The organism is Tamlana sp. I1 (genome assembly GCF_015355625.1).
In the GTDB taxonomy this organism is placed as follows: Bacteria; Bacteroidota; Bacteroidia; order Flavobacteriales; family Flavobacteriaceae; genus Pseudotamlana.
In genome coordinates this window covers 184668-201709 of record NZ_JACLAF010000011.1, presented here as the reverse complement: position 1 = coordinate 201709, position 17042 = coordinate 184668, and the positions used below count along the sequence as shown (strand labels likewise).

10 protein-coding genes are annotated in these 17042 nt (G+C 34.4%); 1 reads left to right on the top strand and 9 read right to left on the bottom strand.

Annotated features, from left to right (window positions below; genetic code table 11):
• Positions 1-138, top strand: a 138-nt coding sequence (locus H6X70_RS11945) for a transposase (RefSeq protein ID WP_194765898.1), incomplete at its 5' end; no start/stop codon positions are given.
• Between the two features lie 523 nt (positions 139-661).
• On the opposite strand, the gene H6X70_RS11940 is transcribed toward H6X70_RS11945, so the two are convergent.
• The 9 genes from H6X70_RS11940 to H6X70_RS11900 form a co-directional block, all read right to left on the bottom strand.
• The gene (locus H6X70_RS11940; protein ID WP_194767918.1) at positions 662-3592 is read right to left on the bottom strand and encodes a PorP/SprF family type IX secretion system membrane protein; all 2931 of its coding nucleotides are present in this window, start codon (positions 3590-3592) and stop codon (positions 662-664) included.
• A 1-nt stretch (position 3593) separates the two neighbouring features.
• The gene (locus H6X70_RS11935; protein WP_228530350.1) at positions 3594-4967 is read right to left on the bottom strand and encodes a gliding motility-associated C-terminal domain-containing protein; all 1374 of its coding nucleotides are present in this window, start codon (positions 4965-4967) and stop codon (positions 3594-3596) included.
• Between the two features lie 285 nt (positions 4968-5252).
• Positions 5253-6566 carry a hypothetical protein gene (locus tag H6X70_RS11930; protein ID WP_194767916.1) on the bottom strand — a complete coding sequence of 438 codons (1314 nt, stop codon included), beginning with the start codon at positions 6564-6566 and terminating at the stop codon, positions 5253-5255.
• A gap of 371 nt (positions 6567-6937) precedes the next feature.
• Entirely contained in the window at positions 6938-7384 is a 447-nt protein-coding gene (locus tag H6X70_RS11925; RefSeq protein WP_194767915.1) for a hypothetical protein, read from the bottom strand.
• A gap of 164 nt (positions 7385-7548) precedes the next feature.
• Positions 7549-10680, bottom strand: a complete 3132-nt coding sequence (gene ccsA, locus H6X70_RS11920; RefSeq protein WP_194767914.1) for a cytochrome c biogenesis protein — start codon at positions 10678-10680, stop codon at positions 7549-7551.
• Positions 10681-10878: 198 nt separating this feature from the next.
• The gene (gene nrfA, locus H6X70_RS11915) at positions 10879-12375 is read right to left on the bottom strand and encodes an ammonia-forming cytochrome c nitrite reductase (protein ID WP_194767913.1); all 1497 of its coding nucleotides are present in this window, start codon (positions 12373-12375) and stop codon (positions 10879-10881) included.
• Positions 12376-12389: 14 nt separating this feature from the next.
• On the bottom strand, positions 12390-12989 hold the full coding sequence (gene nrfH / locus H6X70_RS11910) for a cytochrome c nitrite reductase small subunit (protein ID WP_194767912.1): 600 nt from the start codon (positions 12987-12989) through the stop codon (positions 12390-12392).
• A gap of 877 nt (positions 12990-13866) precedes the next feature.
• Positions 13867-15615: a T9SS type A sorting domain-containing protein gene (locus H6X70_RS11905; protein WP_194767911.1), complete on the bottom strand. Its 1749-nt coding sequence runs from the start codon at positions 15613-15615 to the stop codon at positions 13867-13869.
• Between the two features lie 333 nt (positions 15616-15948).
• A complete protein-coding gene (locus H6X70_RS11900) occupies positions 15949-16917 on the bottom strand; it encodes a family 16 glycosylhydrolase (protein WP_194767910.1) in 969 nt (322 codons plus the stop codon).
• Between the last annotated feature and the right edge of the window lie 125 nt (positions 16918-17042).

Sequence of the window (17042 nt, the reverse complement as noted above, 5' to 3'; positions counted from 1 at the left end):
CTAAACTATTTTATTAATAGAAGTACAAATGCTTCTGCAGAATCCTTTAATGCCAAAATTAAAGCTTTTAGAACGCAGTTCAGAGGCGTGAGAAACGTAAAATTCTTCCTCTATAGATTAACTACTATTTTTGCTTAATTCTAAAATCCCACAACTTTTGCTCTTGATCCGTTAATAGTTATAAGTTATGAGTGAGGAGTTATGAGTTATGAGTTAAGAGCGTTTGAAATAGATTTGGACTTGCTTGCTACGGTTACCTTTTAATTGTATTTATGTTTAGGAGTCATTATTGATTATGAACGATAACCCTCTAAAAACCAACAACCAGAATTGACAATTAACAGTGAACAATGAACAATGAACAATGAATAGTTATTAGTTATGAGTTATGATCGTTTGAAATAGAATACGACTTGCTTGCTACGGTTGAACTTTTAATTGTATTTATGTTTAGGAGTTGACTATGAATGATAACCCTCTAAAAACCAACAACTAACAACTAACAACTAACAACTAACTTCAAAAGGCTTCGACATGCTCTGCCTGACTGTTGTGCTCCTAATCGTATGTATTGTTTAGTTACTGATTATTGAATATCGATGCTAACCTGCTAAAAACCAATAACCAGTAACCAACAACCAATAACTAAAAACCAAAAAACCTATTTCTCCACTTTTACTAAGGACATTTTACCGTTATATGGTAAGGTTCCTTTTTGACTTAAAGCAGATTGTGCTTGGTTAATACCGCTGTAGTTTTCATAATAAATATAATACTTACTCGTATTTACATCGAAGAAGAAATTAATATTATTCTGTCCAGCAGCAACTGCTTTTCTTAAGAATTCATCTCTCTTATCAACATCGGTATGTACCGCAACTACTAAGTAATACCCGTCTTTAACATTATTAATACCCTTAACAATTTGGATGTTACTTAACTCTTCACCATAGTCAAAATCAGATGATTTTAAAGGCACAGAACTTATAGATGTAGATTCCTTAATTTCTTTTAATGCTGCGCGATCTTTAGCATAACGATCGGCTTCATTATCATATAAGGCACGTTTAATTCTACGTTTTCTCTCCTCTTTAATTTCCTCTTTTAATGCTTCAATTTTGAAGATAGATCCTTGTCTTAATTGTAATGCTTCTACTTGCTCTCTTTTCAGAATCTCTAACCTTTCTCTATAGAACTTGTTAGTTGCTTCATTTAAGTCTGGCACTTCTTTTAAACGGTCATTATAGATCTTATCTAATTTTCTAATCTTATTATTCTGTTCGTGAATAAGGTTTTCAATTTCTAAAGTTAAAGCATCAAGCTCTCTATTTTCTTGCGAAATACTCTTAAATGCTTTAGGTGCTTTTACAATACCTTTTTCACTTAAGTTATTCTCTTCAATTAAGTCGTCAAGATCCTGTTGTTTGCTGGCTACTTTTTCTGTTAATTTATCTAACAACAGTTTTTGCTCTTTACCAGTTTCATATACCGATCTAGAAATATCATTCATTAATCGTGTTGTTGCATCGGTTGGCATAATCGCTTTGGCCATATCAGCTTCTTCAGCTTTTTGTTTTTCTAATTCTGCCGCCAAACGCGCCGCTTCTTGATCTGCTAAACTTGCAGCTGCAGCCTGTTCTGCAATTCGAGCTTCTTCAGCAAGACGTGCTTCCTCTTCTTTTCTTAAACGCTCGGCTTCGGCCAGACGAGCTGCTTCTTGTTCTGCTTCAAGTCTTGCTACCTCGGCTAAACGCGCTTCTTCTTCTAATCTAAGACGTTCAGCCTCTGCTAATCTAGCTGCCTCGGCTTCTTCAGCAATTCTTGCCTCTTCAGCTAAACGGGCTGCTTCTACTTGTCTTAATCGTTCTGCTTCTGCAAGACGTGCAGCTTCTTGTTCTGCTTTAAGTCGTGCTTCCTCAGCTAATCGTGCTTCTTCTTCTTTTCTAAGACGTTCGGCCTCGGCTAATCTAGCAGCCTCGGCTTCTTCAGCAATTCTTGCCTCTTCAGCAATTCTTGCCTCTTCAGCTAAACGTGCAGCTTCTACTTGTCTTAATCGTTCTGCTTCTGCAAGACGTGCAGCTTCTTGTTCTGCTTTAAGTTGTTCAGCTTCAGCTAATCTTGCTTCTTCTTCTTTTCTAAGGCGTTCGGCCTCTGCTAATCTAGCAGCCTCGGCTTCTTCAGCAATTCTTGCCTCTTCAGCTAAACGTGCAGCTTCTACTTGTCTTAATCGTTCTGCTTCTGCAAGACGTGCAGCTTCTTGTTCTGCTTTAAGTTGTTGAGCTTCAGCTAATCGTGCTTCTTCTTCTTTTCTAAGGCGTTCGGCCTCTGCTAATCTAGCAGCCTCGGCTTCTTCAACAATTCTTGCCTCTTCAGCTAAACGTGCAGCTTCTACTTGTCTTAATCGTTCTGCTTCTGCTAATTGTTGTGATGCAGCTTCATTTCTAAGGCGTTCTGCTTCAATTTCCGCTAAACGTTCTGCTTCAACTTTACCCTGTAAGGCCGCTGCTGCCGCTGCTCTGCGTTCTCGTTCTGCTGCTGCCGCTTCTAATTGTGCCTGTGTTGGAGCTGTTGATGATTTTCTTGGTAAATCTTTTGGTGTTACACTTTGCGTAACCTTATTAGAACTCTTATAGCTCTTTTCAGGGATAATTAAACCTTGAGCTTCTTCTTCGTCATAATAACGATCTTTGTTTTTAAATCGGTATGCTAAAGTAATATCATGAGAATTCCCTAATGCCGAAATAGCACCTACAGCTTGTTCGTAATTGTACTCAAGCGCAACTTGCGAAGTAATATTTAAACCTACACCTACTGAAAAACCGTAAAGTGTATTATAGCCTGTTTGTCCCCAAAACCCCTTAGGTACACTAACCATCATAATACCAGAAACGATGGTTTGATCTTTTCTAAATTCAGAACGAATTAATGCTGAAAATTTACTTTCATCAAAAAATCCTCTTGAATTAAAATAACCTGTGTACATGGCATGTATTTGTACGCCCTGTTGTGGATTTTCTTCAATAACTTCTGATGCTGCAAAATTATAAGACACAATATTATTTAAAGCGACACCAAAATCTAAAAACTCTGTACCGTAGTTAAATCCGGGATTTATAGTAAAAACAGTATTTGAAGGCACATCATTTAGAACAGGGTCAGAATCGTTTGATATTACTTTTCCGTCATTAACGCCACTGCTATAAATTCCTAAATTAATACCAAAAGTTAAATTACTATAACGGTCTAAAGAAACATTATAGGCAAAATTGGCTACCCCTCCAAAAGTGGACAAAACACCATAATTTTGCTGAAATAAACTCAAACCAGCCCCTATGTTTTCTCTAAAACGCCCAGAATAACCAAATAAGTAGGTTTGCGGCGCATTATCAAACTGCGCAAACTCTCTATTATTATTAAAAGAGATGTATTTATTTTGTTCGCGAACAAAACTAAAAGTAGGGTTAATGAAAGTTCTATTAAATTTTAATGAGGTTCTCACTGGAATATTCAATCCTACAACACCATCTTCTTGAGCTTGGAATTGCTGAAGAAAACAGAAAAATAACACGATATGTAATAAATGTTTTTTCATGTTATTTAAGTACTGTTAATGTTCCTTTTCGGGCGCTACCGTTTGATGGAGTTATAATATAATAATACACCGGATTTACACTTTTAAAATCTATTGACTCCTCTGGCCAATTATTTTGATAATCTTTAGTTTCAAAAACGACTTTACCTTGAGCGCTAATTATAACGACTTCGGTATTGGTTCCTGCAACATATTCTTTTGGAATAATCCATGTATCATTAATACCATCTCCATTAGGACTTATGATATTAGGAATATTGGAAACATCAGGAAAAAAATCGGATCCCCCGGTTACTTTAAACTCAAAATCGGTTGAAGCCACACAGCTACCTGTTGAAGAATCTTGCGATACCACAACTTTATAATTACCAACCGTAGTAACGGTATAAGTATTTGTTGTCTCACCAGAAATAACTGTATTGTTTAAATACCAGACAAAAGTTGGGTTACTCGCATCGGTAGTTACAGTTACTAATAGTGTATCGCCATCATCAATAACATTGTCATCATCTAAACTAACCCCACTAATTTCACTATTGAAGCCAGAATTATCTAAATTAATTGATGCACTAGCCGTACAACTTCCTAAATTAACACTAACAGTATATTCACCAGACTCGTTTGTAACATAAGTTTGCTCGGTAGCTCCAGAAATAATCGATCCATCTTTATACCATTGGTAACTATCTCCAGTAGATGTACTTAAAGTAGTAGGACCATCACTCATACAGTATGGATTTCCTAAACTAGATGTCACAGAACTCACACCACCCGAAGCGACTTCAGTAACTTGAACACGGTTTGAATACGAGTTGGAACTACAAGTACCATAATTTGTTTCTACAAAATATCTTCCTGAAGTTGTAACCAATAAACTTTCTCCCGTGGCTACAAATTCCTTTGTTGTTGGACTTGTTTCTCGGTACCAATTGTAAGTAAGCGAAGGGTAATTTAATGGAGAATCATTATCTCCAGTTCCTGGATTGTCTATTGTTAATAAATAACTACCTCCCGAACAAAAATTAGCCGTTTCAACTAAATTGTTTATAGTAAATGGAGTGTCTTGTAATTTGTAATAAGCCGGAAAAGCATCAGATCCTGTACTTGTTGCTGGTAGGTCGGTACTTTTTACACGAACTTTATAAGATTGTCCTGAAACTATGGTAGGCACAGCAAAAGTTAAGGTTGCTGGCGATGTTGTTACTGCACCAGCTTCGGATGTATAAATAACTTCGGAGGTAGCAAAACTACCATCGGCACCAGATAATTCTATTATAAACTGATTTGAAGATGAAATAGAAGCTTCAGGTGAAAAACTAAAAGTAAGGTTATAACTATTAAAAGATGGACTTGCACAAGCTTGACTAAATCCCAAATTAGGTTTACTTATAACTACTTGCCCTTGTGCTAGAAATGAAAAAGAGAAAATAAAAAAAGTAAAAAATTGTATGAATGAGAGGTTTTTCATTTGGAAATTCCATCTACAAAACAAAGTCTAAAATCTACGGTCGCAATTAACACCTACATGTAAAACGTATGGTTATTTTAATCCTAAAAGATTATGCAATTGTAGACTTTAGACTTCGCTGTAGTTTGATTTGGGTTTGTTAGTTTGTTATGCTTAATCCAACTATAAATCTAAAAATGATAGTAGTTTAATTTAGTTTGATTCTACTTCATTAGAAGCAATAATCTTATTAATTCTTAGTCTATAATCTGGTCTTCTTAAATTGTTAATATCGATAAACGTTTCAGCATTATGTCCTTTAGAATACACATTGAAAAACGCGTGGTTACCATACCAGTTTTCTAAATCTTCGTTATTAGAGTTGTTTTCAACAAAAATGTTTCCATTACAGTTGCTGAAATACATATCTGTAAACTTAATTTTATCTAAAGTTTGTTGATTAATTTGAATTTTGTTCTCGAAAATAACCGCTGGATTAAATCCTGAAATGACACTTTTATTCATGTCAAGCGCTGCATTTTCTCCAACATAAACAGATTCTTTTACTAATCCCATGCTGATATCTGCTCTTAAATCTTTAGACACATTTAAAAAGGTTAAGTTTTGAGCTTTAAGTGCTGTTGAAGGCTTAGCGAAATCAACTTCTTCTCTCTTATCATAAGCTACAACCTCAAGACATCTTGAGCCACTGCTACTAGAAACATAAGGTGATCTTACTGCTAATGAATTAATTAACTCACATTGCGCACCATAATTAAATTTATAATCTGTTTGATTCGCTTTATAAGACACCATTTTATTCATTGAAAAATTACCTCCCCAAATTTCAAAAGAATTTCCTTGGGCATTACTAACCATAATGTTTTCTAGTACTGTTTCTCTTCCAACACCGGCTAATAATAAACCATTAAAATTCAATCCTGTTTTAACTCTGCTTCCAGCATATTCAATTCTTACATACTTCATTAAACCTGAATTACTATTCAAGTTTTCGCCTCCATAATTTGTATGCGCGTAGTTTGACCCTGCTAATCTTGTATAATATGACGCTACAGAACCATTTCCAAATTTATTAGTTGCCGCATCACCAAGAATGATTAAACCACCCCAGTCGCCTGCTTTTTTAATTTGTCTGTTTGAAGTAAAAATAATCGGATCGGTTTCTAATCCAGCCGCAATAATAGCCGCTCCTTTAGTTATTGTTAACGATGCTTTACTTGCATAATCTCCAAGAATTACTGTTCCTGGCTCAATGGTTAGTACCGCATTGTTTGTTACAAAAATACTACCAACTAATAAATAAACATGCCTTTTAACCAACTTAGTATCTTCAGTAATGTTTCCTGTTAAGATTTGAGAAGGCTCGGCATAACTCTGATTTCTGGATTGAAAATCAGTCCAATTATTTAGCCAGTTATTTTTTCCTATAATTCCTTTTTCTTGCTGTGCAAAACTAGTTGCTAATGCAAATAGAACGATGAAAACTGTAAGGGTAATTTTTTTCATAATTAAACAATTTGGAGTTAAAACTATAAACGACTTTATATCATCTACAAATCAAAAATAAAAATAAATCCATGAAATACCAATTATTTCGACTAAATACACAAAATAAGTTGTTTTTGACGAATTTTCTATCGACGAAATGCACAATGAGGGATTAAAAAATTATTTTTTTCTTAATAAAAACTGTTTTACTAAAATTTAGATTGAAATCAGATGTGTTATTTTATTCAAAAATTCAATTAGAATAAGCCTGTAAAACTTAAAATATTGCACTAAAAAAATGCTATTAAAACAATAAAACTTAACTTTTATTAAGTTCAAATTACTTTAATAGCATCAAAATATTATAATATTATGATGAGATTTTACGTCTAACGAAATTCGTTAAATTGGTGTAAAGATTTTAAAATCTCTTCATAGAATAAAATTGCAGAAATTAAATTTCTAGTATCAGCATAAGGTAAATACTCATTTAGAAAAAATGTCGTACTATTTACGTACTCATCTGCCGCCTCTAGTTGATTATCTAAAGCTTTTACATTGGTACTATTTGTAGGAATACCTAAAGTTACCATGGTTACACCTGGTTTTGTAGCAAAAGCAATATAAGGTAATATTCTAGTAAGTACTTTATTTCTTTCTCTATAAAGCGCTAACACTTCACCCTTTTGCATACGCTCTAATTCTTCTACATTATGGTACTTCTTAATAGTAACTTTATCACTAATAATACTTCTTGGACCGTCAGATTTTTGAGCAAAACCAATACCTGTTATTAAGAATAGGCTAAAACTTAAAAAGATTAATTTTATTTTCATACTTGAGAGTTTAGGGTTAGTTTTACAAATTTATGTAATTAAACGACATTAACAAGCGTTTTGTCGATTTTTTTATTTTTATTTTACGAATTTCTAACAATTTTAGAACAAAATCCAATTAAACGGCAATATTAATAAGTAAAAAGCGTTTGGGCAAATTTTTTTTAATGTTGAAATTTCCGTTTTCTAAAATAAGCCAATACAGAAACAACCACAACAAGTACTATTAATACATAAATAAATTTTGGTATGGGCAGCGGATCGCCAGCAGCATAACTATGTAATCCTGATAAATAATAATTCACACCAAAAGAAGTCATTATAATAGAGCCAAAAGCAAAAACGCTTGCCGTATTAAGTACATATTTACTTTGTAAACCTGGAATTAGACGTAAATGCAATACAATAGCGTACACTATAATACTGATTAACGCCCATGTTTCTTTAGGATCCCAAGCCCAATAACGCCCCCAGGATTCATTAGCCCATATACCTCCTAAAAAAGTACCCACCGCTAAAACAAATAAACCAATGGTCATTGATATTTCATTGATATATGTTAATTCCTTAATTCGAATATCAATTTCTTTTTTAGTTTTTTCTGTTTTAAAAATCATTAACAATAAAGCCATAAATCCTAAAACTGCCGAAAGCGCTAAAGGGGCATAACTACTCACTATGGTGGCCACGTGAATTTTTAACCAATATGATTTTAATACAGGCATTAAATTGGTGATTTCCGGACTTAACCAATCTAAATAGCTCACAAATAATAAAGCCCCCGAAAACAAGGTGGCTAACGGCAATGCAAAATCGGACTTTCTAAACGTTAGTAAACCACATAATAAGAGTACCCAAGACACGAAAACCAACATTTCATAACCGTTACTCCACGGGGCGTGTTGTGCGACATACCATCTTAAGATAATATTACCTGTGAAGAGTAAAAAACAGATAAGCGTTAACAGTACAAAGAGTCCCCAAATGAGTTCGATAACTTTTTTTCTTGTAAATATTTTTGAAATCGCCAATACTAAAAGTACACCGCCTATAGTGAAGAAAACTTGAAACAACCAAAAGTTCAAATTTAGTTCGTTATACCACAATTCGGCTTCAATACGCTTTCTTGATGGGATGATATCTTTACCCAATACATCTTGAAAGGTTTTTATATATTCTAACTTTTCACTGGCTGCAACCCAATTCTTTTTATTGACATCTTCAAAATAACTTGGAATAATTTGTTGAGCAAACTTTGCATCATCTGGAGGGAAATCTTCGAAATTATGGGTTTGGCTGTGCCACTTATTATTAGCGTCATTACTATTAGGAAACACCTTTAAATAATTCCCCGAAAACACATTATATAAAATATTGAAGCGTTCGTCTACTTTAATAACTTCTTTATCAAACTCATTACGTTCGGCCGGTTTTTTTTGGTTCGCCTTTTCGACCACTTCTCCAAGTAAATATTTACCATTTTTATCTAATAAATCGGTGAAGGACACCAAACCATCATCACTGACATTTAAGTTACTAAATAACTCCCCGCCTTTTTCAACATCAACTTTAATTAAGGGAATAAATTGCCAGATATTAGATGCCGATTGCATGGCAAGAAAAGCCTGGTTCGCACTAAAAGTAATACTTTCCCCTTTTTCGGAAAATTTAAAATATGGTTTTCTAGTAAGTTTTCTTAAAAACTCTGAAGCCAAGGTGTTCATTGGTTTTATTCGACCATCGAGATCCTGAACCATTAAACGGCCAAACATGTCGGCATGTTGTTCATCGACCGTTAACTGCTGAATTGTTTTTATATTAATTTCAGGAGTTTTTATTTGTGAAAAACCTAGCGCTGAAAAACAAAACAACAAGACAAGTACCGCTGCCGTTTTAGTTTTCAACTTTTTTAATTTTTTATTTACCAATGTAAAACGCGATGTTTTACTAAATAGAGTAAAGAACATCCCTATCATCATTAAAAAATAACCTAAATAGGTGATGTTTGTTCCTAATGCGTCATGATTTACAGCAAGTACAGTCCCTAATTCATCGGTATCATAACTGGCTTGAAAAAAACGATACCCTTTATAATCCAGCACATTATTCATAAAAATGCGGTGTGGTATTGCTTCATCACCATCAATTACAGTAACTTCACTAGCATAGGCAGACGGACTTGTAGAACCAGGATATCGTTCTAATTCAAAATCGTTCAATTTAATTGCAAAAGGTGTTGTTATAGGTTCAGCCCCATACGAAATGGTTACTTTTACGTTATTAAGCTCGACATCATGCGTGGTTGGTAAAAATCCTTCTCTATATAATATGTTCGTGGTTTCTTTTTTTTCACCGACTTGCACATCTACAATTAAAGCATCATCTTTTTGCTCGTCGTTATCTTTTGGTTTTTCTGAAACACTAACTAAAGTTATTTTCCCTTTCGGGTGATATGATAATGGCACAAATGAAGCATCGCCATCGCGATATAAGGTTCGCAACTGAATGGTATGCAAACTGTCTTTTACAATGGTGCTTGCTGTTTCGGTAGCCATGACAAACATGCTTAGGTTTCTTGGTGATAAAATATAAAACACACCGTCTTGCTCTGTAATATTAATAACATCATCTTGATTTACATCGAAACCAATTTTATGTTGATGCTCGCCTATAGCTTCAATCTCCCCTTTTTCTAAAAAAACAGTCTCCCTTCCGTTTCCTGCTGAAACGACCATTTGAATTAATGGTTTACCATCTTCAGCATCATCTTTAATTTCGGGAACAGCATCGGCTATAAATTCATTATATGAAATTTTCACAGGCAGATTATTAAAGTCTGTATTAATTTCAAAATCGTTATTGCTTAATGGTGAAAAGTTCAGTTTTCTTTTCACTGTTTTTGTTTTGCTTCCATCAGAAAGATGGACGTGTAAATAATTATTTGTTGATATTATAACGTTTGAAGAAGCACCTTCTCGAATTCGCATAATTCCACTATATGAAGCATACCTTGTAATACCAGCACCTAATAAAATAATTATAAATGCTAAATGAAACGTTAATAATGGCCATTTTTCTAAACGCCAGAGTTTGTATTTATAAATATTCATTATAAAACACACGCCCAACCCTAACATAACCACTTCGAACCACCAAGTATCGTAAATCATTTTCCAAGCTGTAGCCGTACCAAAATCATTTTCAACAAAAGTTGCAGTAGCCATGGACACAGCAAAAGTTAATAACAGAAATACGGCTAATATTGGTGAAGCGAAAAAACGGTAAATTTTATTCATAGATATGGAAAAGTAGGATGGGTATATTAAATTAAAAAAGACCGTTTGAAAAGTGAGTTAATTTTGATTTATCAAGTTGAATTTGTCGAAACCCAAATGGATTAGTAATCAGTTAAAAATATTTCGACAAGCTCAATATGACATCAAGTAAACTTTTCAGACAGCCTCTTTTAATCTATTGTGTAAAAGTGTTTTTTTTTAATTTGTTGCAGACACAGCGTTAATCGGCATTTTTGCCTCACGCTCTTTAGCCTCTTCAAGCCATTTTGGTAAAAGATTCTTTTTAAACTCAGCTTTTTCAGCTTTAAGTTTTTCCATATCTAAACCAATATACTCTTGTGCTTTTGCCTTTGTTGAAATATCTGGAAAATCTACAGGAGCATTATGACCTAAAGTAGCCAATAAACGTGCTAACTTAACACGCGCTTCTTGAGCAATTACCAAACCACTTCCTATAACTCTAGCGGTTTCAACTGGTGAATGGAAAGATGCACCATGAGCAGCTGCTGAATAATCCCAACGCCATTGTCCGTGACGAATATCGGTTAAAATTGGCTTCATTTGTTCTTCTGTCGCTCCTAAGTCCCAACATTTTTTAGCTTCAACATGCGCTTTAACTAACATATTTTCAAGCTTCAAACGGTTTTCGGTTGCTTTACGTTGTCTGTCGTAAACATTTTCTATTAGTTTACTTGCCTCTGCTCTATGACATACTTGACAAGCATTCGAAGTATTGTTTAAAGGTGACTGAATGTGATGATCTGTAAATTTTTGTCCGCCTTCACTTTTATACGGCATGTGACAATCTGCACAAGATACGCCTCTATCGGCATGAACACCTGTAGTAAACGTTTCGTAACCTGGATGCTGCGCCTTTAACATTGGTGTTTTACTTAATTGGTGAGTCCAATCAGAGAATTCTATATTATCATAATAGGCTTCCATGTCTTCAACCGTCATCCCATCTTTCCATGGGAATACTAAATAAGGTATCCCCTCTTTTCCTGGCAAGTTTTTATTAAAGTAATACTCCACATGGCATTGTGCACAAACTAAAGAACGCATTTCATTGTGTGTTGCTTTATTGATGTCTTTCCCCATCGATTCGAAAGCTTCAACTAAAGCAGGTCTAGTAATACGCAATTTCATGGTTTTAGGATTGTGACAATCGGCACAACCAATTGGGTTTACAATCTCGGCACCTTTATCTGCCCATTTACCACTATAAAATTCATCTATACCAATTTCATTCATTAAACGTGGTACATCAGGACTTTTACAAGTCCAACAGGTTGCAGGCATTGGTCCGTCGCCATCTCCTTTAGGACCACCTGTTCTTAATGTATTATTAATATCTTCAATAGCATAAGCATGTCCTCTACCCTGATTATAATCTTTAGAAAAACCATACCCTGCAAATAAAATTACAAGGTTAGGATCATCAGCCAACACATCATGAGTTGCAGAACCGCCTTGCATAGACGCAAAAGTAGTATCGAGCGTTTGCATATAAGATTGATACTCTAACGGAAAGTTCTCCCCCCAAACCTCGTTTCTTGGTTCGTTCTCAGCGATATTAACCTGAGGCACATATTTGTATTTTGCTTCCGATTTTCTATTGACAATACTTGATGCCAAAAGCCCTAATAGAAACACTACAATAATGGTTACGATAAATAATACTTTGTTTTTCATCTGCTGTACTTTTATTATTTTTTAATCTGCTCTTGCATCCACTCAGGAATAACAAGTTCATCCTCTCGGTCTGTGGGTATAGGTGCTATATTGAATTTGATTGTTGACAAACCATGAACACTACCATGCGGTACTTGTTTATGGCAGCTCCAACATTGTCGTCCTGTTCTATTTTCTCTGTGATCTTCTATCCAACCATCATATTTCACTTGCGTTACTTGTTGAACGTGGCAGCGAATACAATTATCCTGAACCACTTCCTGAGATGCTTTTTGCATTTCAATAACATCGGGTTCTGCTCTCATAGTAAAAACAGAAGCATGATACAAACCATCTTTAGCCTTAAAATAATAGGTGTTAAATATATTATCGTGCGGTACATGGCAATCGTTACATTTTGCCCATTCTCGATGCGAACTATGCATCCAACTGTTATACACAGGTGTCATAACATGACAATTCACACAAGCTTGTGGATCATCAGACATATAAGAGATTATTTTAGACTCTCTAGCCATAAATAATCCTAAGCCAATAATAACAGCAATAAAGAAGACTGCTGTTGGTCGCCATCTTGATGATTTTGGAGGTAATATTTCCCTTTTCTTCTTCAATAGAATCTGTATTGGAATTATTAAATAGCGTTAGTCAACCTTCTAAATTACTATGATAAATAACAAAATAAATCTGTAATAATCGTTAGAAAAAGGTCTCTAACTTAGACATGTTAAATTTAGTTAAATTCTATTTTTTGACAAACCATAATTCAAAAAAATATCAAATTTTAATCTTATCAATAATTATTTTAAATTACACTATAATCAAAAACTATAGACACCTAAAAACACAGGAGCTTGAAACAATAAAAACAGCTAAAAAACAACACCTTACACAACATAGAGCTATTTAAAAATCATAACCCTATCGCTTAATAAAAATTTGTTAAATCTGAAAAATATCCTGAAACATTACAATTCTGGATTAAAAATTACAAGAATCATCAAAAAAACGGGAAAATTAAGACTGGAAAAACTCATTTTTTTAAATTACGTGTGTAAAATTTGAACAGAACGACTCCGTTAAAAATTAAAATTTGAAAACCGAGTCATCGTTATGTAAATGATATAATTCAAGTTGAATTAATTAAAAATATTAAAGAATTATATAGACTATCATTCTCAAAACTATGTTTACACAAAGTTGAAGCAGATGAAATCAATGTTTATTTTAAGCTTGACACTATTTATTAATGAAGAATCAGATTAAAGAAGATACATTGAAACCAAGTTAACATGTGCTTACCCCCTTCAATCCCCAAAGTTTCGAAATCTTAACTTATACCAATACCTTTTTTAATAATTGATTGATACAGAACTAAAAAACCAAGCCATTTATTTAAACAGCTTGGTTTTATCTTAGAAACTAAAAGAACATTAGTTACGCTTGCAATCAGTCTCTTGGTATTAAATAATTAATATATTATATGACTGATTAAAAAGCCACCTTTTTTGTAACACTACCTTCCTTAGTAGAAAGTTTTACCATATATATAGTAGCAGGATTAAAGTTGTAATTAAAGGTTTCTTGATTTCTCATATTTTTTGAAACTAGCACACGACCAGCTAAATCTATAATCTGAACATGACCAGAAACGTTTTTTAACTTTACCCCTGTTTTTAACACGGTAAAGTTGTTTTCTAGCGCAACATCGTTTGAACTTAAAGTTGGCCCTAAATACGTTGCTTTCCATGATTTTACAACAAATTGACCACCATCATTAGCTCTTACAATTCCGAACGTATAATCGCCTGTAGTTGGTACAGTTACTGTTTCGGTATAAGTTACAAATGAACTACTTGTACCATCTTGCAGGATAGGCGCTGAAACAGTTCCTCCAGAAGCCCAAACATCTTGAATCCAAGATAAATTATCTTTATTTTGTACCATGATAACCCCCTCTATACTGTATTCGCCAGCTGCTAAACCAGTTACTGAATAATTAAGTGAACTATTTCTTTCTATTTTAACGCCATAAGTTCCTCCAAACTGATTTGATGACACGGTTCCTGTAGTAGAAAATCCATTTGGCAAATTAGCCATAAATGCATCAGACTCGGTTTGATTTTCTAGATTGAATTTAAACACATCTGCACTCGGAGCAGCCTCTGTTACCGTTACAGACCAAACCTCTGTAGTGGTGTTGTCTTGTGCTGTAACCGTATAATCTATAGCTCCAGAAGAAAAATCTTGAGCTTCACCAGAAAGCGGTGAAACAGTTGCTCCATTTGAAAGACCTATAGTTGGAGTTAAACTAGCTAATGAAGTCCCATTTACAACTTCAATACTAACAGTATGAGCTCCTGAATCTATGGTAGCTGTTCCTGATTGTTCGGCTAGAATAAAAGATACTATATCTGTTTCTGTATTTGCAACCGCTTCGGTAACTGTAACCGTCCAATCTTGCATTGTTGTAGCATCTTCAGCAGTTACTGAGTAAACAACAGGGTTTGAAAAATCCTGAGCAACGCCAGATAACGGATTAACAGTTGCGTTGGCAGATAAAGTTATGGCTGGGGTTAAACTGGTTAAGTCTGTACCAAAGGCAACTTCAATAGCTACAGTATGAGCAGTTGCATCAATGGTTGCTTCACTAGTTTGTTCTGGTAATGTAAATGTAAGAATGTCTGTTTCTGTGCTTGGTCCTGTACTCACTTCAGTGACTTTAAAATTTCTAATAGCTGAACCCGGAGTTCCTCCATTTCTGTTTACACCCACACCAAATACCATGCTTGCACTTGTAGCTTCAAAAGTTACTGAATAAGCACCATCTGCATTATCAACAAATCCAGGTAAAGGCGACCCAACAACTGTAACGCCTGAAGGAGAATTTCCTTCAGATTCTGGCCAAGCATAAAGAGTCATATCTACTTTGTCATTTTGAGTTCGAAGGGTTGCTTCAATCTTATAATCTACTCCTATCGTTAAACCTGTAGCATGATAGGCTAACCATAAATCTCCAGAAGTATCTGCTGTATAAAATCTGATTCCATCTGAACCTCCCCAGTTAACAAAATCCAATTTTTGTTCTCCAGTTACTGTCCATGGAGATGGTACTGTAATGTCATTAGCGGGTACTGGCCATCCTGTTGGTGTTCCAGCTGCCCAATCTACATCGACAACTTGTGCATTTAAAGTTAATGCACCGATAAACATCACGAATAATAATGTAATTTTTTTCATAAGTTAATTTAATTAGTTAGTTGTAATTATTTTGTACACTTTGTACACTCTAAACTACTCATTACACATCAAAAACTTAAAAAAAGGGACTTGACAAAAACTAGACAAGCCCCACATTTACAACTAAATACACAATAAACCACAAGAAACTCTTGAAAATGACTCAACAAGCATTACATCATTTACTTTTTTTTAGATTAAACTATGAATCTTTTAGATTTAGGTATTTTCTTTAAAATACAACATTTGAAAGGCATGAATTATCCAAAAAAAAAAAAAATCGCCTAAAAAATTACATTTTTAGACGATTTTTATATTGATAAAGAAAGTTGATTACTCAGGTTTAAAAACTCTGATATAATCAAAATAATTTCTGGTTCTTTCTGGGGTTGTTACTCCTGGATCGGTAAGGTAGTCTATACCAGTATTTTCTCTCCAACCCTGGGCAGCCTGACTTATAATTAAATACATGGGTTTTACTAAACCAGTGCCATCTGTGTAATTTTCTGGATCTATTTCATCTTCAGGAGTTCTTCTAACCTCTTTACCATCTACATAATACCTTAAATCTCTAGGCTCCCACCATAAAACGCCGTACGTATGGTAATCTTGCGACCAAACGGTATTTTTGCCATCAGCGTACCAAGTTTCTTGTCCTGTGGGCTGATAATCTTGAAACGGATCTCTAATAAACACATGATGACTTAAATGTAATCGCTTAGAAAAATAGTCGTTTGTTACATCGCCATAAGCCTCAAGATTATCTATTTCTTGCGTAGAATCTTCGCTTAACATCCACACAGCAGTAGACAATGGCGAATTGCTAATTTTAACACGCGCTTCCATATACACAGGATATTCAACCTTTTCTTTAGAGCTAATACAACCTGTTTCAACAGTTCCATTAACTACAGCAGCTTCAAATATCATTTCGCCATCTACGATTGAAGAACGCGACGCAGTATATCTCGTTTTATCGGGCCCTCTCCAACCATTGAAAAATTTATCCTGCCAATTTGTTGTAAATTCTTCGGATGATTTATCGGCTGAAAATTCGTTTGAAAATTTATCTTGATAGGTCCAAGTTTTACCTTCTTCTAAAACAGGTAATGCTTCAGGAAGCATGTACATATCCTCTTCTTCTTCACCTTCATTTTCATTTTCGCCGCCTTCATTCTCATTACCTTCATTTTCATCGCCTCCGTTTCCTGGATTGTCGATTTCTTGATCATCATTAATAGGTGTATCTGCTTTATCACAATTAAAAGCGAACATGACGCACAATAATATTACATATTTCATTTTCTTAATTTTTTTTAAAATCTTATTTAAGTTAAATTGGTTTATAAACTCGAATCCAATCTATAGTATAGGTATTGTTTTCTAAATGGCTAAGTTCCTCATCGGTTGTGGGGTAGAACAAGACA

Coding starts and splice junctions, on each gene's coding strand:
- nrfA (WP_194767913.1), bottom strand. CDS start 12,375: ATGAAAAACAAAGTATTATTTATCGTAACCATTATTGTAGTGTTTCTA.
- ccsA (WP_194767914.1), bottom strand. CDS start 10,680: ATGAATAAAATTTACCGTTTTTTCGCTTCACCAATATTAGCCGTATTT.
- H6X70_RS11925 (WP_194767915.1), bottom strand. CDS start 7,384: ATGAAAATAAAATTAATCTTTTTAAGTTTTAGCCTATTCTTAATAACA.
- H6X70_RS11940 (WP_194767918.1), bottom strand. CDS start 3,592: ATGAAAAAACATTTATTACATATCGTGTTATTTTTCTGTTTTCTTCAG.
- H6X70_RS11905 (WP_194767911.1), bottom strand. CDS start 15,615: ATGAAAAAAATTACATTATTATTCGTGATGTTTATCGGTGCATTAACT.
- H6X70_RS11900 (WP_194767910.1), bottom strand. CDS start 16,917: ATGAAATATGTAATATTATTGTGCGTCATGTTCGCTTTTAATTGTGAT.
- H6X70_RS11930 (WP_194767916.1), bottom strand. CDS start 6,566: ATGAAAAAAATTACCCTTACAGTTTTCATCGTTCTATTTGCATTAGCA.